Source organism: Cyanobium sp. NS01 (genome assembly GCF_014280235.1).
GTDB lineage: Bacteria > Cyanobacteriota > Cyanobacteriia > PCC-6307 > Cyanobiaceae > NIES-981.
This window is the reverse complement of sequence record NZ_CP047940.1, coordinates 1,329,676-1,346,563: the sequence shown is the minus strand read 5'-3', so window position 1 is coordinate 1,346,563 and position 16,888 is coordinate 1,329,676. Positions and strand designations below refer to the sequence as shown.

Below are 16,888 nucleotides of genomic sequence, written 5' to 3'. Positions count from 1 at the left end.
CGCGAGGCCGCGAGGCGCTGCCGGCATTCACGCAGCGGCTGGTGGAGCGCTACGCCCCCGAGAAGGTGATCCAGTACTCCTGCGCAGAAGCCTGCGGCTACGGTTCCCTGGCGCGTGGTGAGGAGCGCTGGGATTCCGATTTGTGCCTAGCACTGGATGATGGTCACGTCAGGGGATGGCTATGCCGCTCAACCCAGCTTGTGTATGCCCTTCGATCAAGGCCACCAGAGGCCACAGCAAGGATTGTGGCTTCTGCCGCATCCACTGAGGTCCTGAGTTGATGGCCGTTCAGCATCAACATCACCTCCGTGGCGGCGTGACCAATTCGTTTGTTACCATCCACGAAGGGATGATTGGTGATGAGTGAAAAACCGAGACAGGCGGCTTTATTGATGATCGTTGGATAAAGATCATCCCCGGCAAAGGTTTGGCGAGGCTGGCTCAGTGCAGCTTCCAGCAGGCCAAGATCTCTCAGTCCTGGTGAGCCGCCGCTGGTGATGAAGCTCCAGCACCTCACCAAGTTGAAGAAAGCGGATCACGCCAGACGACGGTAGAGCTCCTCATTCTTTGAGAGAACTCTCGCAGCGATGGTTTCGAAATCGGCGGAAGGGCGACTGAGCAGATCCCGAATGGCTGCAGCTGCCAGGTCTTCCTGGGGCACGTTCAGTCGACGGGCCGTTTCAGCCAGGGCTCTGGTCTGCTCGTCGCTGAGCTGGATGGCAAAGACCATGGCGACCCTCACTGGCCTGAGCCTAGGTGAAACCCGATGCCAGAGCTCCGAACAGCCCCCCTCTAACCGCCCACCCCGCCGTTATGCCAAGCAACAGCCTGGCAGCCACGCCGCCGGGATCTCCCGTTCCAGCCGCCACCCCGGGAAGGGCCCCGCCATCGGCCGCTCGCCTTGGTGGCGCTGAAGGTTCTATAGGGCCTGGCCTGCTGGCCGCAGGAGGAGGAACCCAGCCTCAGGATGGGTGGAGAATCCCTCGATGGCCTCGACGTGAGCAAGCAACAGGGCCGCTGTTGCAGCATTGCCGGCGTTGCCGATAGCCAGGCAGATCACCTTGGGGGCGGGCCTTCTCCCAGATCACCAGATCATCAGCGCCACCCAGGCCGAGCAGCCGCACATGGCTGGAATCGGGAAACCGATCCAGGATCATTGGTAGAAGCCGTTCTGAGAGGTTCTCGTCCAGGAGCAGGCAGACGCTCACGCCACCGATGAAGACAGCGTGACCAGGCAACGCTCGCGATCTGCCGCATAGGCAAGGCAGGCGAGCACGTCGTCGTGGCTGAGCTGAGGGAAATCCTCCAGCAATTCCGCTTCACTCATGCCGCTGGCCAGCGAACCGAGCACGACCCCCACGGTGAGGCGCGTGCCGCGCACGCAGGGCTTGCCGAAGCGCACCGCCGGGTTGATGGTGATCCGGGACTGGATGTCCATGGATTAACGCTAAACCGCCAACCCCATCACCGGTAGCCACGCCGCCGGGATCGGCTGCTGCAGCCGCCAGCGAATCGCCATCGGCCGCTCGCCCTCGTGGCTCAGGTAGTCGGCAAAACCGAGGCAGTGGAACGGCATGCTGACGCCGCCCCTTTTGTTTTCCTCGCGAACAAACAGCAGCACCTTGCTGCCCCGCTCGCGGTGGTGGATGTAGCGCTGCCCGGTGGCGGAGGCTTCCCTGGTGAGGCTCTGGCTCTCCCAGTGGAACTCCCATGGGGAGATGGCGTAGTCGTTGTAGCGGGTCGTGGGTGAGAACAGGCGCTCGGATTTGTTGAGGGTGATGAAGAAGACGTCGCACTGGGTGGCTTCGTCAAAGCCCACCCCCTCACGGCCGGGGAAGGGGCGGGCCTCGTTCAACAACCCAAAGGCGGCGAACACCTCGGAGCGGGAGTAGCGGCCGTGGAGTTTCAGGGGAATGGGAGGTGGTTCGGCGCGGCCCCAGTCGAGGGCGCCCACCAGTTCGGCGCGGAGGTGGGCGGCAACCCAGAGCCGGACGAGGGCCTCGGCCAGGGGCACGTGGTGCCGGCCGCTGCCCCACAGCTGGACCATCAGCATGCGCCAGCTGCGTTCGGTGGCGGAATCGAAGCCCACCGGATCAGGCGCCATGGGCAGTTGCAGCTGATCCGCCAGCCAGCACAAGCGCTCGGGGTCATCCAGATGCAGCAGGCCCCCGGCGATCCCTCGCCCCAGCCGCTGCTCATCGGCGCTGGCCTCGCCCAGCGCCAACCACCCCAGCTCCCGCTGCAGCAACGCCCACGACTTCGCCACCCTGTAAAACTCCCCCAGCTCCATCCCCAGCCCCTCCAACACCCCCGCCAGCGAACAGCGCCCGAGGCTGCGGCATTCGGCTACCAGCTGGGGCCGCCGGCTGGGCAGCGACTCGTGCAGGTTGGCCAGCACCCCCTCACTGGACACCCGATCGAGCTGCAGGCTGCAGCCGGCCGGCGGGAAGGGAAGCCGGTTTCGATCTGCTGGCGCAGCTGGTCGCGCGTGCCGCCGAGCAGGGCGCGGTAGCGGAGGTCGAAGCGGAAGCGGCGGTGGGCCTGGCCGATGCTGGTTGCGTTTTTTGGCCCAGCACCGTGAGGCAGCTCTTGCCCCGGCAGAGGCGCAACCCGCGGCCGAGCTGCTGCAGGAACACAATCGCGCTCTCGGTGGGGCGCAGGAACAGCACCGTGTCGATCTCGGGGATGTCGAGGCCTTCGTTGAACAGATCCACGGCAAACAGGATCTGCAGCTGGCCGTCGCGAAGCCGGCGGATCTGCTCGGCGCTCTCGTCGCGGGGGCTGGAGGCATCGAGGGCGGCGGCGCGCAGGCCGGCGGCCACGAACTTGCGGGCCATCCAGCGGGCGTGCTCCACGCTCACGCAGAAGCCCAGGGCCCGCATCGAGGCCAGGTGGGTGATCTTGTCGGCCAGTTCGCGCAGGATCAGGCGCAGGCGGGCGTCGTCGGTGGTGAGGTTGAAGGTGGGCCTGTGTCGCCCAGAACTTGCCTGAATTCAACCCAAAACCGCGCCACCGCAGGCAGACTTCCCCCAGCGTGGACCGACCTGATCCCTCGATGCCCGATCAGGAGCACCTGGACGACTTCCTCGAAGCCGTGGAAGAGGCCGGTAGCCCCGCCAAGAACCCTGCCCTGCGCGAAGCCCTCGGCTGGGAGGAGCCCCTCTACGAGGAGGTGAAGGCGGCACTGGTGGCCAAGGGGATCGTGAAACGCGGCCAGGGCCGCAGCGACACGGTGTTCCTTGCAGACGCCGAGCAGGTCGTGCAACAGGCCACGCAAGCCAAAGCCCCCCGCCATGGGAAAGCCGCCGGCAACGGCACCCCCAAAGACAAATCCCTCGAATCCTGGATCTGGGACGCGGCCTGCTCGATCCGCGGCGCCAAGGACGCGCCGAAATACAAGGACTACATCTTGCCGCTGATCTTCACGAAGCGGCTCTGCGATGTGTTCGACGACGAGCTGAACCGCATCGCCGCCGAGGTGGGTTCGCGTCAGAAGGCCTTCCAACTGGTGGCCGCCGATCACAAGCTGGTGCGCTTCTACCTGCCGCTGGTGCCAGGCGACCCGGAGCAGCCGGTGTGGAGCGTGATCCGCAAGCTGTCGGACAAGATCGGCGAAGGGGTCACCACCCAGATGCGGGCCATTGCCCGGGAGAACCCGCTGCTGCAGGGCATCATCGACCGGGTGGACTTCAACGCCACCACGCACGGCCAGCGCGACCTCGACGACGACCGCCTCTCCAACCTGATCGAGGCGATCAGCACCAAGCGCCTGGGTCTGAGCGACGTGGAGGCCGACATCATCGGCAAGAGCTACGAATACCTGATCCGCAAGTTCGCCGAGGGCAGCGGCCAGAGCGCCGGTGAGTTCTACACACCGCCCGAGGTGGCCAGCATCATGAGCAAGGTGCTGCAGCCGGAGCCCGGCATGGAGATCTACGACCCCTGCTGCCAGGGCCTATTAGAAGTCTGTCTCAATAGCCCTGGCCGGGGCCTCCCGCCTACGGTGTCGTGCGCGGGACCCGCTCTTGACCCTTGGCCTCTGAGCCCGCCACCACGCCTGCTGCAGCAGGCGATCTGATCAGTTTTCTCCAGGCGCTGCCGGACTGCCGCATGCGACGTGGCATCCGCTTCCCCCAGTGGTGGATGCTGCTGGTGGCGATCCTCGCGATCCTCAGCGGCCAGGGCTCGCTGGTGGGGATGGAGCGCTTTGCCAAACGGCATCGCCAGACGCTCAACGAACTGCTGGGTACTGATTTCGGCAAGTCGCCGTCGGATTCGACCTTCCGGTTGCTGCTGGCCCAGCTGGATGTGGCGGGCTTTGAAACCCTGCTCCGCGACTGGATGGCGGCCCAGACGGGCGTGGCCGAGGAGCTCGACACCCTGGTGTGTGACGGCAAGACGCTGCGGGGCTCCATCGATGAAACCGCCTCCGGCGCAGCGAAGTTCATTGCCCAGGTGAGCCTCTACTCCCAATCGCTGGGCGTGGCAATCGCCCAGACCACCTACGCCACCGATGCCAGTGGCGAGATCCAGGCGCTGCGCCAGCTGCTGGAGGCCGTCGAGCTCGACGGGGTGCTGGTGCAGGCCGACGCGCTGCATGCCAACCGCCCTTTTTCCTCTACCTCGCCCAGCGCGGCGCCGACTTCCTGATCGCCGTCAAACACAGCCGCCGCAAGGGGTTTCGGCTGATCAGAGACCGGCTCACCTATGGCCGGCGAATCCCGTGGCGCACCAGCAGACGGGAGCTGAAACGGGGCCGTGACATCACCTGGACCCTGCGGGCGATGCCTGCGCCGGAGTGGGTGGTGGAGCAGTGGCCGGGCAGCGCGACAATCATCGCCGTGCGCAGCCATGGCATCCGTGATGGCAAGGCGACAGACGAGACCCGTTACTACGTCTCAAGTCTGCGGACCGGAGCCATGGCCCTGTTGCGGCACGTCAGAGACCGCTGGTCAATCGAGAACAGCTGGCACTGGGTGCGCGACGTGCCGCTAAGGGAAGACGCCCACCGCTACCGGGAGGACAACGGCGTCCAGATCCTGGCCACCCTCCGCAGCCTGGCGATCAATGCCCTGCGGCTCGATGGGATCTGGTCGATCACCGAGGGCATCGCCGCCCTGGCTCACGACATCAAGGGACTGCTCAGACTGCTGGGGTGGCGGGAACCGGCGGAAGAACGACCCTCAGGGTGACTTCTAATAGACCCTGCCCCTGCTGCGGGTCCGGCGGCCTGCTGGTGAAATGCGAGATCGCCATGGAAGAGAGCGTGCGGTGCTCGAACGGAGCCGCCATTGCACCACTGAAATTGTTCGGCCAGGAGTATGTGCCCGAAACCTGGGCGATGGCCAACATGAACATGATCATCCATGACATGGAGGGTCAGATCGAGATTGGCGACACATTCAAGAACCCGAAGTTCCGCAACCAGGCAGGCAAGCTGCGCACGTTCGATCGCGTTGTGGCCAATCCGATGTGGAACCAGGACTGGTTCACGGAGGCCGACTATGACAGCGACGAATTCGACCGCTTTCCACCGGGGGCCGGGTTCCCGGGAAAGTCGTCGGCGGACTGGGGTTGGGTGCAGCACATGCACGCCAGCCTCAAGGCCAACGGCCGCGCCGCCGTGGTGCTCGACACCGGCGCCGCCTCCCGCGGCTCGGGCAATGCGGGCTCCAACAAGGAAAAGACTGTGCGCCAGTGGTTCGTGGAGAACGACGTGATTGAGAGCGTGCTCTACCTGCCTGAAAACCTCTTCTACAACACCACGGCTCCGGGCATCGTGCTGTTCCTGAACAAGGCCAAGGAAACGGAGCGCCAGGGCAAGGTGTTCCTGGTGAACGCCAGCAAGATGTTCGAAAAGGGGGATCCCAAGAATTTCATCCCTGAGGGTGGCATCCAGCGAATTGCCGACACCCTGATCAGCTGGCAGGAGGAGGAGAAACTCAGCCGCATCGTGGAGCATGACGAGCTGAAGAAGAACGACTACAACATTTCCCCAAGCCGTTTCATTCACACCAGCGACGCCGAAACCTACCGGCCCATCTCGGAGATCGTTGAGGAGCTGGATGATATCGAAGCCGAGGCGCGCGACACGGACAAGGCGCTGAAGGAAATTCTGGAGAAAATCGGAATATGATGGACGGCAAACCCTATCCGCTTCCCGAGACTTGGTCGGATTCGACCATCAACAGAGTCATTGTCAAAACCAAGCTGCGCGATCCACGAAAGATACCCGACGAGGTTTTTCAATACGTCGATGTCTCGGCTGTCTCCAACACATCTTTCAAAATTACGAGCGCTACGCCCACACTTGGCGCTGAAGCTCCAAGCAGAGCACGAAAATCAATTCAAACTGACGATGTTCTGTTTGCGACAGTTCGCCCGACACTAAGGCGAGTTGCGTTGGTTCCCCCCGAACTCGACGGGGCAATTGCCAGCACCGGATACTGTGTTTTGCGGTGCGACAAGGCGAAGGCGGAACCGGGTTTCCTCTACTCGTTTCTGGTCACCGACCACTTCAACGCTCGGATGGCAGGATTGGAGCGTGGTGCGAGTTATCCGGCGGTCCGCGATTCAGACGTAATGGCGTCTTGGTTCCCGCTCCCCCCACTCCCCGAACAGAAGAAGATCGCGCACATCATTTCGACAGTGCAGCGGGCGATCGAAATGCAGGAGCGGATTATTCAGACCACCACCGAGATGAAAAAGGCTCTCATGCACAAGCTCTTCACCGAAGGCATCCGCCACGAACCCCAGAAGCAAACGGATATCGGTCCTATCCCCGAAAGCTGGGAGGTGATACCGCTTGGCGAATTCTTCCAAGTTAAGCATGGCTTCGCTTTCGACGGCGAGTTCTTCAAGCCGTCAGGCGACTACATTCTGATGACCCCCGGCCACTTTCACGAGGAAGGTGGCTTCCGCGACCAAAGGGAGAAGACCAAGTTTTTCACTGGCGACATTCCCCAGGATTATGTCCTGGCCAAAGACGATCTCGTGGTGGCGATGACAGAGCAAAAATCAGGTCTACTTGGCAGCGCGGCGTTCGTTCCGGAGGGCAACCGCTATCTCCACAATCAACGACTCGGACTAATCGTCGACTTGGACACAGAACGCCTGAGCAAGCAGTGTCTCTTCCACATCTTCAACCTTCCACACCTGCGAGTTGAAGTCGCAAAGACCTCCACTGGATCCAAGGTGAAGCACACCTCCCCAACGAAACTCCGAGCCGTCAAAGTCGGGATTCCGCCCACAGTGGACGAGCAGGAGGAGATCGCTTCAGCACTTTCGGCGACTCAGCAGAAAATCAACGTCGCAGCGAACAAGAAGGCCCAACTCCAAGTCCTCTTCCGCACCCTACTTCACGAACTGATGGCTGCAAAGATTCGGGTGAATTCTCTCATGTTTAATCCTGAGGCAAACACATGAGTTCCCGCGGAGCGCAATTTCGAAAGACGGATCTCCAAGTCCACTCGCCACGAGATGGAAGTTGGGATGGAGCAAGACCGGAGGATCACTTGTCATGCGAAGACACAGACGCTGATCTGCAAACGGTGCGACGAGATTATTGCAAAGAATTTATCGGCAGATGTATTGAGAAAGGCCTTACAGCTGTGTCGATAACTGATCATCATGAAGGTGTCTATGTCTATGAGGCATTACAAGCTCTTGCGGAAATGCAAGAGGCGGATCCTGACCTCAATTTCTGGATTTTTCCCGGCATGGAACTGACTTGCAAGGATTCGTGTCAGGCATTAATCATATTCGATGTAGATCTAGCCCAAAATCTATTCGAGAAAGCAAGATCAAGACTTAGCCTTCCTGCAGACGTAAAGCCAGAAGAGAGACTTGGCATTCAGGTTGAGTTGCTTAACCATAATCTGGAAGAACTTCAATCTTTATTGGATGGTGACGATGAATTGCAAGGCCGCTTTATCATTCTTCCTCATGTAAAACCAGACGGACACAAGACGGTCCTCAGGAGGGGCTTTCATAAACGCTTCAAGGACATGCCATATGTCGGGGGCTACATGGACAAGGCCCGTCCAGATGACCTTAAACCAGGAGATCGAAGAATCCTGGACGGAGAAATTCCTGCATGGGCATCGGAAAAGCGAGGAGTGGTTTCATGCTCTGATGCTCGGCACGCTGATTTTCGGTTAATCGGCAATCATGCAACATGGATTAAGTTGGCGTCTCCCAAAGCGGAATCCCTACGCCAAGCGATGCTTGCGCCTGATTCACGTATTCGCCATTCAGAACCAGCTTTGCCAGAAGCGCTAATTAGCGAGCTATCGGTTAGTGGATCAAAGTATCTAACCGATGGTACATATTTGTTCAATCCGCAGATGAATTCGATAATTGGTGGGCGCGGTGCTGGTAAATCAACTCTCATTGAGTATGTTCGTTTTGCCTTGGGTTGTTCGGCAATCGACGACGACCAAGACACACAAACTACTGCAACCCAGCGGCTTAAAGAAATCCTAGAAGGCACTCTTGATCATGAAATAGGTGAGATATCTCTGAAGGTTCTCCTGAACGGCACTCCTATTACCCTTACCCGTACAGTCGCCAGGCAGGATGTCATTTCTGTAGAAACTGAAGGATCAGTAAGCCTCAGCTCAGTTGCAGATGTCAGGATGCTTGTTCCTACTCAACAGTATCGCCAGGGGGAGCTATCTGACCTGGCGAGAGGAGATGCTGAAGAGCGCTTATTGCGTCTTGTGACCGCCCCTGCATCGCATCAGCTAAGTGAGATTGAGACGAAATTAAAGCGTAATGCTCAATCTCTGACAGATGCACTGTCGAAAGCTGTGAGGCTGTCGGCTTCTCAACATGCCCAGAGTCATGCCCAGACAAAAATATTACTACTGAAGTCACAAATTGAGAATTTAGAGAAACAACTTTCTGCTGACGGGCAAGTGCCTGCGACCGCGATCACAGAGCACGAGAACTTCACCCGCCAAGGTGAGGCTCTTGCCTCAGCTCGCAGAGTTCTAGAGCGCAGCAAGGAAACAATTGGCGATTCTCTATCTGATCTGATTTCAAAACTGAACGTAGCCACCACAGGACAACCGGTCTTTCTTGAGAACGAAACTCTAAGGCAGGTATTTAATTCGCTACAGACTGCGATCTTGCCAGGTGGATCGCTACAGACCATCCTTGAGTCTGCGACAGCTTGGTTTGACTCTGAACTGGGGAAGATTTCCTCCGCCGAGAAGGATTGGGCGCCAATACTGGAAGCTCACATCAGAGAATATGAAGAGCAAAAGAAACTTCTAGCGGGTAAGGAGGCTGTTCTGGAAAGCATTGAACGACTAAGAGGGCAGCTTAGTGAAGTCGAGGAGCAGTTAGAGGCTGCCGAAGTTGAAGTTAACGAATTACGGAATGCTGACTCCGAACTGGTGGCACTGCGGCATCAGAGAGCTGAGTTGGAAGTACAGCTTTCGGCTGTTGTGCAAAATCAGATAGCCACAATCGAAGAAGCTTCATCACAATTGGCAAATGGCCGTCTAGCACAGGATCCAAACTACTCTGAGATTGAGGAGGCTATTCAGCAGGCATTTGAGTTGCCACGTTTGCGTGGATTACGTATTGAACGAATTTTAAAAAATGTTCAGAATGTTCCAGAGAAGCCGGCGAAATGGAAGGAAATCCAGGACGAGGCACTTCAGTTGTTAAAGTGGAAAGAAGGGGCTGCCGAAGACAAGGGTGATGCTCCATTAACTCCGATCCTGAGTGAAGCTCTTGGGCCAGAGTTTATGGAACGATTGAAGGAGGCAATCTCCACCGAACGAGTTTCGGTGCTTTTAAGGGCGATTCTGCGTCCTCGCGTGGAGGTATTTCATATTCGTGACGGGAGCCCAATTGAATTTAGGAAGGCTTCGCAGGGTGAGCAGGCTGCGACATTGCTGAACATTCTTATGAATCAAACCCATGGACCCCTTATCATAGATCAGCCCGAAGAGGATCTTGACAACATGATCATTAATGAAATTATCAAAACGATTCGCGCAGCTAAGGACAACAGACAACTAATTCTCGCGACGCATAATGCGAATATCGCGGTTAATGGGGATTCGGAGAATGTGATTCAGATGGTGTTGGGGCGACAAGCTGCAGGCGGTGCGATAGACGAAGAACCTGTCTGCGATGCGATTACCAATACTATGGAGGGTGGCAGAGTCGCGTTCGAACTGCGCCGAAAGAAATACAATTTCTAGAGTTCTGTAGTGCCAACGCCTGGAGAGCATAAAACTGTCCAATCGCGAATCCTCGCCTACGCTGAGGCCATCGGCTGGACAATTGTGTCCCAAGAAGAAGCCGAGCAGCGACGGGGCTTTGATCAAGAGGTTCCGAACAGCGACCGCGCCAAGAACCGATCCCTCTTCTTCGACGTCCTGCTCGACGCCAAGGTCCGAGAATTCAACCCGCGCTACGCCGAGGCGGTGGGCGCCTTACTCGGGCAGTTCCGCCATCTCCACACCGACATCTACGGCAACCGGGAGTTCGTGGAGCACCTGCGCAACCGTGGCAAGTTCTTCGACCACGAGGAGAAGCGAGAGCGCGACCTGATCCTGATCGATTACGACGACCGTGACAGGGTGCCGGAGGCACGCAAGAACATCTATGAAGTTACCGAGGAGTGGGCCTTTCACAACGGCCACTACGGCACACGAGAGGATGTGGTCTTTTTGATCAACGGCATCCCGGTGCTGGTGATCGAGTGCAAGAACGCCGATAAGCAGGAAGCCATCGATCTGGGCATCGATCAGATCCGCCGCTACCACCGCGAAACGCCCGAGCTGTTCGTGAGCCAGCAGCTGTTCACCGCCACCGATGCCATCGGCTTTTCCTATGGCGTGAGTTGGAACACGGTGCGGCGCAACCTCTTCAACTGGAAGCATGAGCAGGTGGGCCAGCTGGAGGGCAAGATCAAGAGCTTTTGCGCCATCCCGCAGCTTCTCGATTTCCTGCAGCACTACATCGTCTTTGCTGAGAAAGACGAAGAACTCAACAAATACATCCTGCGCCAGCACCAGACCGCAGCTGTCGATGCGTCCGTTGGCCGTGCCCTGGATCCCCATCGCCGGCGCGGCCTGATCTGGCACACCCAGGGCAGCGGCAAGACCTTCACCATGATCAAGGCCGCCGAGCGACTCTTCCGCGTACCGGAAGCCGACAAGCCCACTGTGCTGCTGATGATCGACCGCAATGAGCTGGAAGATCAGATGCTCAAGAACCTCGCAGCCCTCGGCCTGGGCAACCTGGAACACGCCAGCAGCATCGCCCGCCTCAACCAGCTCCTACGCGATGACTACCGGGGCATCATCGTGACGATGATCCACAAGTTCCGCGACATGCCGGCGGATCTCAACACCCGCTCCAACATCTATGTGTTGATCGACGAAGCCCACCGCACCACCGGCGGTGACCTCGGCACCTTCCTCATGGCCGGCCTGCCGAATGCCACCTTCATTGGCTTCACCGGAACCCCCGTCGACAGAACCGTCTACGGCAAGGGCACCTTCAAAACTTTCGGCTGCGAAGACGACAAGGGTTACCTGCACAAGTACTCCATCGCCGACAGCATCGAAGACGGCACCACCCTGCCCCTTTACTACCAGCTCGCCCCCAACGAGATGCTCGTGCCCCACGAGACGCTCGACGCCGAGTTTCTCTCCCTCGCCGAAGCCGAGGGGGTGGCCGACATTGAGGAGCTCAACAAAATCCTTGAGCGGGCGGTGAACCTCAAGAATTTCCTCAAGGGCAAAGACCGCATCCAGCAAGTGGCACGCTTCGTGGCAAACCACTATCTGCAGAACGTGGAGCCCCTCGGCTACAAGGCCTTCCTGGTGGGTGTCGACCGTGAAGCCTGCGCCCTCTACAAGCATGCCCTCGATGCCGTGTTCACCGAGATGGGCCTGCCCACTGAGCTTTCGGAGATCGTCTACACCGGCAACAACAACGACTCAGCCCTGCTCAAGGAGTTCCACCTCGATCAGAAGAAGGAACGCCAGATCCGCAAGAGCTTTGGCAAGCTCGATCAGCAGCCCAAGATCCTGATCGTCACCGAGAAACTACTCACCGGCTTCGATGCGCCCGTGCTCTATGCGATGTATCTCGATAAACCGATGCGCGATCACACCCTGCTGCAGGCCATCGCCCGGGTGAACCGCCCCTACGAGAACGAGGCCCAGAAAATGGTGAAGCCCCACGGCTTCGTGCTTGATTTCGTGGGCATCTTCGACAAGCTCGAAAAGGCCCTTGCCTTCGACAGCGACGAGATCAACGCCATCGTCAAAGACCTCAAGCTGCTGAAAGTGCTCTTCCTGAACAAGATGGAGAGCAAGGCACCTGTCTACATTGGCCTGATCGAGCAGAACTTCAACGACAAGGACGTCGACACCCTGATCCAGCACTTTCGCGATCCCGAGCGGCGCAAGGAGTTCTTCAAGGACTACAAGGAGATCGAGATGCTCTACGAGATCATCTCACCCGATGCCTTCCTGCGGCCTTTCCTGGATGATTTCGCCACGCTCTCAGCCACCTATTCCATCGTTCGCAAGGCCTACAGCACCACTGTGTCGGTGGATCGTGAGTTTCAGCGTAAAACCAATGACCTGGTGCAGCAGAGCGTGAGCGCGAGCCAGCTTCAGGCCCGCGGCATTCTCGAGGCCGTGCTGATCAACAGCGACACGATTGAACTGATCAAGAATCAACAGGGTGGTGACGGCAGCAAAGTGATCAACCTGGTCAAAAGCATCGAGAAGTTCGCCGATGACCACAGCGACGACCCCTTCCTGATCGCCATGGCCGAGCGGGCCCGGCTGGTGCAGGAGAGCTTTGAGCAGCGTCAGACCTCCACGTCCGAGGCAATGGAGGCACTGCTGGCCGAGGTGCGTCAGAACGAAACCCGCAAGCAGGAGCAAGCCGAGAAGGGCTTCGATGGGCTCACGTTCTTCGTGTACCGCTCCCTGCTCAATGCGAAGGTCAACAATCCAGAGGCCGTGAGCACCAGGATCAAGGCCGCCTTCGTGTCTTACCCGAACTGGAAGCGAAGCGAAAACGCACTGCGTGAGCTGCGTAAGCAGGTCACCTTCGCCATCTATGCCGAGTGCGATGAGCTGGAGCAGGTCACACCAATCGTCGATGAGCTGTTCACCATGCTGGAGAAGGCGGACCGCATCTGATGACCACCAACGCCAAAGCGGCCTTCAAGGACCGGGTGCGCGACTGGGCGCAGAAGCTTGATGTGCAGGTGGTATGGCTCGGCATGCGCCCGATGCGCCACAAGTGGGCCTCCTGCTCCACCAACGGCCATCTCAACTTCAGCGTCGACCTTCTCTCGCTCGATCAGGCCCTGTGGGACTACGTGATCGTCCACGAACTGCTCCACTTCAGCGTTCCCAACCACGGCAGGCTCTGGAAATCCCTGATGCGGGCCCATCTGGGTGAGTGGGAACAGGCGGAGGAACAATTGAGGCGTCATGCCGGATCGCTCCAACCACTCCATCCCACCCCATGACCCCCGCCCGTCCCTTCGCTCTGCGCCTGTTCGTGCCCTCCGGTCAGCCGGACGGCATGCGCATCGTCGAGAAGACGAACTGGAGCGGCATCGGCTTCGTTGTGCCCCGCTCCCAGCTCAAGGAATTCACCCAGCGGCCGGAGGCCAGCCGCCCGGGCGTCTATGTGCTCTCGGGTCCAGACCCGGAAGGTGGTGCCGATCGCGTCTACATCGGCGAAGCCGATCCCCTGGGCCGCCGCCTGGAGCAGCATCAGACCAGGGACTTCTGGACCACCGCCTTTGCCTTCACCTCCAAAGACGGCTACCTCAACAAGGCCCATGCCCAGCATCTGGAGGCCCGCCTGATCCGTCTGGCCCAGGAGGCCAAACGCTGCCGCCTGGAGAACGCGGTGCAGGGGCGCTCGATCACCCTGGCGGAGATGGACCGGGCAGAAGCCGATGGCTTTCTCGAAGAGCTGCTTCTCTGCTGCCCAGTGCTCGGCTTCCGCGCTTTTGAGCAGCCCACGGGTAAGCCGGCCGCGATGAGCCGCAGGCTCTTCCACCTCAAGGGCCCGGATGCATCGGGACAGGGCTTCGAGTCGCCCGGAGGCTTCACCGTGCTGCGCGGTGCCAGGGGCCGCACTGACTTCGTCGTCTCCGCCTCTCCCGCCTGGGTGACGGCCAGGGCACAACTGGTGAGCCAGGGCGTGTTTCTGGAGGAAACGGGCGGGTTGACCCTCGCCCAGGACTATGAATTCAGCTCCCCCTCCCAGGCGGCGATCATGCTGCTCGCACGCAACGCCAATGGCCGCACCGAATGGAAAGACGCCAAGGGGGTCACCCTCAAGGAGCACCAGGAAAAAGCGGCGGAAGCAGCTTCGCAGGAGGCATGAAGGCATGCTCTTGTGTTCGCTGAGTAGTCACGCTGGTGATACGCCGGTGGCACTTGCAGTTGCAGCTGCTTCAATAGATTGGCTACCTGTGGCACCTACACTTTCTCAGGCTTTTCCGGCGTCACGGAGCGCCATCTCTACCTCCACCACGACGGTTACCCCACCGGTGCCGCCTGGCGCTTTGCGGCAGCCCAGCGCGAAACCGCTGACGTCTCGAGCTTCCTCGCCACTTTTCTGAGCACCCAGCACCAAGCCGAACCCTTGTTGAGCCCGGAGCAGGCCGCCGATGCCGAGTACCGCTACCGGGTTCAGCTGCTCCCCGGCACCGATCCCCACCTTGAGGTGCAGTGCTGGCGGCGGATGCCGGGCGGCGGCACCTGGATCCCCCGCTGCGGGCCCATGCCGCTGGCGGCCTTCATTCAGCGCTTTCTACCCGGTGATCAGCTTTGAACCGGCCAAGCGCATGCAAGCCCTGGAGCAGTGCGGCCTGGATTTCCTTGATGCTGAGACTGTCTTCGCCGGCCCAACGATCGAGCTCCCCGATCGAAGGCGAGACTATGGTCAAGTCAGAATCGTCTGCGTTGGATTGCGGCATCAGGCACATCATCTCCATGCGAAAGGCCAATGAGCGAAGACAACGTTGTTTATTCCCCAACCTCCCCTGAAGGCAAGATCCACTCTGATCTTCAGCGCGTGGATGCCCATGTCATCCAACCCGAAGAGTATGAGGAGATCCCCGAAATCACAGAGGAAGATCTTGCTGAAGCCGTGATTAAGCACCCTGGCCAGCCGGATCAGCCTTTTCTGGCCAAACCAACCCAAGCCCCTTGACCCCATCGGCCTCAGTGCCTCAGGGCTTCTCGGTGGGCACTCAAGAACGCCTCCTGCTCCCGGCTGAACGGCCGGATCAGATTCGCCCCGTCGATGCCCCAACAACGCAAGGCCTCCCCTGCCGCCTCGTGCCGCCAGATCAGTTCACCGCCTGAATCGAAGCTGATCCAATGGCGGTCAAACAGTTTGTCTACATGGGGGGAGAGCAGCAGGCCATTGGATCCGCTCAGCCGCTCGCTGTTGTCGCAGGATCGCCAGGCTTTGATGTGGCTCGCCACCAGGAACTCCTGCCGCGCCAGCCCCGTGACCCGGCAGGCCGGCTCCAGCTCCGACACCCGATGGCGAAACAATCCCTGCCCCAGCCGCGCTTTGGTGAGGGCATCGCGCTCGGTGCTGCTGGGTACCTCCCGCAACCGCTGCATGTCATCGAGCAGCGCGGCGGTGTACTCCCCCTCTTCCGCCAGCACCACCAAGTGCACCCGCACCGCCGGATCGGCGTGCTCCTCGATTAGCCGGAGCAACAGCAGCCCCAGGCTTTCGCTCAGCCCGGCCAGGTACACCCCCTGGTTGCCCCGGCCGGTGCTGGTGCTGATCGGGCTGTGGCGTTCCGGCAGCAGCGGTTGCAGCAACGCAAAGAACGTCTGGGGTACCAACGCCTGGCGCAGCGGCTGCCAGTTCACCCGCACCAGCCAGCCCTCCTGGCTCCAGTTCTCCCCCGCTGAGCCGAACTCCGGCGGCTTGGCTGCAGTGACCGCCGCCGTTTCCACCAGGCCCAGCTGGCTGATCCGCCCATTGGCATAGCTGAACACCACATCCCCCCGCTGGCAGCGGCTGAGGTTGTCGTAGCTCACATTGCGGGCGCCGTTGGCATTGGCCTTCGGCGACCAGATGTAGCCGCCGTCGGTCTCCTGCCGATAGGTCTGTTTGTGGTTCACCCACCAGTAGGAGGGCACGGATCCGGCCAGTACTTGTGACTTTGTAGCCGAAGTGAGGCTGGCTGTCTTCAGTAGACCCGTCTCGACGGGATCACCCCCCGCACCCCACCCCGTGGCTGCTGACAATCCCCCTCCCGCCTCGGGATCAGATGCCAGTGCGCATGAAAGACCGTCTGCCCCGCCGCTTCGCCTGAGTTCAGCCCCACATTCCAGCGGCTGATCGTGGCGTCCTGGGCACTCAGCTGCTCCCGCCGCAGCTTCAGCAGCTCCACCACGGCGTTCCACTCCGGCTGGTGCAGCTCCAGCCCGTCGGCCCCATGACGCCGCGGGATCACCAGGCTGTGCCCCTCGTTCTCCAGCAGCACCCGTCCGCTGCCCTCCAGCGCGCAGAACACACAGCCCGCTTCGCGGTGGCCGTAGGTGTCCTGCAGGCCGCGGAAGTCGGTGCGCCCTCTTGCGTAGGCAAACAGCCGTCGCGCTTGCCGGCGTTGCTGCGGAAGCAGAGCGCCTGCAGGTTGCTGATGGCGTCGGAGCCGCCCTGGTTTTTGGGGATGATGGGTTCCACCTCCAGGGCCCGCTGGTGCTCGTGGGCACCGCAGCACTCGCAGCGGCCCCGGGCTGCGGTGGCGGCTGCGGTGGGCAAACACTTCCTCGCCGCGCTGCTCGCGGAAGGCATCGAGGCGCTGGCGGCAGAGCTGCTGCAGCTCGCCCCGCTCGGCGTCACT

The 16,888-nt window shown here is 60.2% G+C and carries 18 protein-coding genes and 1 pseudogene; 10 read left to right on the top strand and 9 right to left on the bottom strand.

The genetic code is table 11. The features are described from left to right. Positions 1-163 precede the first annotated feature (163 nt). The 6 genes from CyaNS01_RS07045 to CyaNS01_RS07020 all read right to left on the bottom strand — a co-directional run bounded on the left by CyaNS01_RS07045 (position 164) and on the right by CyaNS01_RS07020 (position 2,882). On the bottom strand, positions 164-517 hold the full coding sequence (locus CyaNS01_RS07045; RefSeq protein ID WP_225875919.1) for a type II toxin-antitoxin system death-on-curing family toxin: 354 nt from the start codon (positions 515-517) through the stop codon (positions 164-166). Positions 518-535: 18 nt separating this feature from the next. Continuing rightward, positions 536-730, bottom strand: a complete 195-nt coding sequence (locus CyaNS01_RS07040; protein WP_186699927.1) for a DNA-binding protein — start codon at positions 728-730, stop codon at positions 536-538. Positions 731-962: 232 nt separating this feature from the next. Beyond that, on the bottom strand, positions 963-1,157 hold the full coding sequence (locus CyaNS01_RS07035; protein WP_255460151.1) for a hypothetical protein: 195 nt from the start codon (positions 1,155-1,157) through the stop codon (positions 963-965). 47 nt (positions 1,158-1,204) lie between these two features. Next, a complete protein-coding gene (locus CyaNS01_RS07030) occupies positions 1,205-1,438 on the bottom strand; it encodes a DUF433 domain-containing protein (protein WP_186699925.1) in 234 nt (77 codons plus the stop codon). A gap of 9 nt (positions 1,439-1,447) precedes the next feature. Beyond that, complete coding sequence (locus CyaNS01_RS07025) at positions 1,448-2,413, bottom strand: DUF3427 domain-containing protein (protein WP_186699923.1); 966 nt, start codon at positions 2,411-2,413, stop codon at positions 1,448-1,450. Continuing rightward, complete coding sequence (locus CyaNS01_RS07020; protein ID WP_186699921.1) at positions 2,403-2,882, bottom strand: helicase-related protein; 480 nt, start codon at positions 2,880-2,882, stop codon at positions 2,403-2,405. The genes CyaNS01_RS07025 and CyaNS01_RS07020 overlap by 11 nt, the downstream gene beginning before the upstream one ends. Positions 2,883-3,055: 173 nt before the next feature. Between CyaNS01_RS07020 and CyaNS01_RS14325 the strand changes: the two genes are divergently transcribed. The 10 genes and pseudogenes from CyaNS01_RS14325 to CyaNS01_RS06965 all read left to right on the top strand — a co-directional run bounded on the left by CyaNS01_RS14325 (position 3,056) and on the right by CyaNS01_RS06965 (position 15,228). After that, the gene (locus tag CyaNS01_RS14325; protein ID WP_222934214.1) at positions 3,056-4,078 is read left to right on the top strand and encodes a type I restriction-modification system subunit M N-terminal domain-containing protein; all 1,023 of its coding nucleotides are present in this window, start codon (positions 3,056-3,058) and stop codon (positions 4,076-4,078) included. After that, a pseudogene (locus CyaNS01_RS14955) lies at positions 4,033-5,192 on the top strand (ISAs1 family transposase). The gene CyaNS01_RS14325 and the pseudogene CyaNS01_RS14955 overlap by 46 nt, the downstream one beginning before the upstream one ends. Beyond that, complete coding sequence (locus CyaNS01_RS07000) at positions 5,156-6,136, top strand: N-6 DNA methylase (protein ID WP_370561720.1); 981 nt, start codon at positions 5,156-5,158, stop codon at positions 6,134-6,136. The pseudogene CyaNS01_RS14955 and the gene CyaNS01_RS07000 overlap by 37 nt, the downstream one beginning before the upstream one ends. Then, the gene (locus CyaNS01_RS06995; protein WP_186699919.1) at positions 6,136-7,425 is read left to right on the top strand and encodes a restriction endonuclease subunit S; all 1,290 of its coding nucleotides are present in this window, start codon (positions 6,136-6,138) and stop codon (positions 7,423-7,425) included. Before CyaNS01_RS07000 ends, CyaNS01_RS06995 begins: the two co-directional genes overlap by 1 nt. Then, complete coding sequence (locus tag CyaNS01_RS06990; RefSeq protein WP_186699917.1) at positions 7,422-10,220, top strand: TrlF family AAA-like ATPase; 2,799 nt, start codon at positions 7,422-7,424, stop codon at positions 10,218-10,220. The genes CyaNS01_RS06995 and CyaNS01_RS06990 overlap by 4 nt, the downstream gene beginning before the upstream one ends. A 9-nt stretch (positions 10,221-10,229) precedes the next feature. Beyond that, positions 10,230-13,190: a type I restriction endonuclease subunit R gene (locus CyaNS01_RS06985; protein ID WP_186699915.1), complete on the top strand. Its 2,961-nt coding sequence runs from the start codon at positions 10,230-10,232 to the stop codon at positions 13,188-13,190. Then, positions 13,190-13,525 (top strand): M48 family metallopeptidase, encoded by a 336-nt coding sequence (locus CyaNS01_RS06980; protein WP_186699913.1) that lies wholly within the window; start codon positions 13,190-13,192, stop codon positions 13,523-13,525. Before CyaNS01_RS06985 ends, CyaNS01_RS06980 begins: the two co-directional genes overlap by 1 nt. Beyond that, positions 13,522-14,397, top strand: a complete 876-nt coding sequence (locus tag CyaNS01_RS06975) for a GIY-YIG nuclease family protein (RefSeq protein WP_186699911.1) — start codon at positions 13,522-13,524, stop codon at positions 14,395-14,397. Before CyaNS01_RS06980 ends, CyaNS01_RS06975 begins: the two co-directional genes overlap by 4 nt. A gap of 78 nt (positions 14,398-14,475) precedes the next feature. Next, positions 14,476-14,847, top strand: a complete 372-nt coding sequence (locus tag CyaNS01_RS06970; protein ID WP_186699909.1) for a hypothetical protein — start codon at positions 14,476-14,478, stop codon at positions 14,845-14,847. A gap of 174 nt (positions 14,848-15,021) precedes the next feature. Further along, positions 15,022-15,228 (top strand): hypothetical protein, encoded by a 207-nt coding sequence (locus CyaNS01_RS06965; protein ID WP_186699908.1) that lies wholly within the window; start codon positions 15,022-15,024, stop codon positions 15,226-15,228. A gap of 11 nt (positions 15,229-15,239) precedes the next feature. Here CyaNS01_RS06965 and CyaNS01_RS06960 read toward each other — a convergent pair whose 3' ends face one another. The 3 genes from CyaNS01_RS06960 to CyaNS01_RS14945 are packed head-to-tail and all read right to left on the bottom strand — an operon-like array spanning position 15,240 to position 16,839. Further along, positions 15,240-16,181 (bottom strand): HNH endonuclease, encoded by a 942-nt coding sequence (locus CyaNS01_RS06960; RefSeq protein ID WP_186699906.1) that lies wholly within the window; start codon positions 16,179-16,181, stop codon positions 15,240-15,242. A gap of 50 nt (positions 16,182-16,231) precedes the next feature. Further along, positions 16,232-16,498 carry an HIT family protein gene (locus CyaNS01_RS14950; RefSeq protein WP_370561797.1) on the bottom strand — a complete coding sequence of 89 codons (267 nt, stop codon included), beginning with the start codon at positions 16,496-16,498 and terminating at the stop codon, positions 16,232-16,234. Further along, the gene (locus tag CyaNS01_RS14945) at positions 16,495-16,839 is read right to left on the bottom strand and encodes an HNH endonuclease (RefSeq protein ID WP_225875877.1); all 345 of its coding nucleotides are present in this window, start codon (positions 16,837-16,839) and stop codon (positions 16,495-16,497) included. Before CyaNS01_RS14945 ends, CyaNS01_RS14950 begins: the two co-directional genes overlap by 4 nt. Between the last annotated feature and the right edge of the window lie 49 nt (positions 16,840-16,888).

Coding starts and splice junctions, on each gene's coding strand:
- CyaNS01_RS07040 (WP_186699927.1), bottom strand. CDS start 730: ATGGTCTTTGCCATCCAGCTCAGCGACGAGCAGACCAGAGCCCTGGCT.
- CyaNS01_RS07035 (WP_255460151.1), bottom strand. CDS start 1,157: ATGATCCTGGATCGGTTTCCCGATTCCAGCCATGTGCGGCTGCTCGGC.
- CyaNS01_RS07030 (WP_186699925.1), bottom strand. CDS start 1,438: ATGGACATCCAGTCCCGGATCACCATCAACCCGGCGGTGCGCTTCGGC.
- CyaNS01_RS07020 (WP_186699921.1), bottom strand. CDS start 2,882: ATGCGGGCCCTGGGCTTCTGCGTGAGCGTGGAGCACGCCCGCTGGATG.
- CyaNS01_RS14325 (WP_222934214.1), top strand. CDS start 3,056: ATGCCCGATCAGGAGCACCTGGACGACTTCCTCGAAGCCGTGGAAGAG.
- CyaNS01_RS06995 (WP_186699919.1), top strand. CDS start 6,136: ATGGACGGCAAACCCTATCCGCTTCCCGAGACTTGGTCGGATTCGACC.
- CyaNS01_RS06990 (WP_186699917.1), top strand. CDS start 7,422: ATGAGTTCCCGCGGAGCGCAATTTCGAAAGACGGATCTCCAAGTCCAC.
- CyaNS01_RS06980 (WP_186699913.1), top strand. CDS start 13,190: ATGACCACCAACGCCAAAGCGGCCTTCAAGGACCGGGTGCGCGACTGG.
- CyaNS01_RS06975 (WP_186699911.1), top strand. CDS start 13,522: ATGACCCCCGCCCGTCCCTTCGCTCTGCGCCTGTTCGTGCCCTCCGGT.
- CyaNS01_RS06965 (WP_186699908.1), top strand. CDS start 15,022: ATGAGCGAAGACAACGTTGTTTATTCCCCAACCTCCCCTGAAGGCAAG.
- CyaNS01_RS14945 (WP_225875877.1), bottom strand. CDS start 16,839: ATGCCTTCCGCGAGCAGCGCGGCGAGGAAGTGTTTGCCCACCGCAGCC.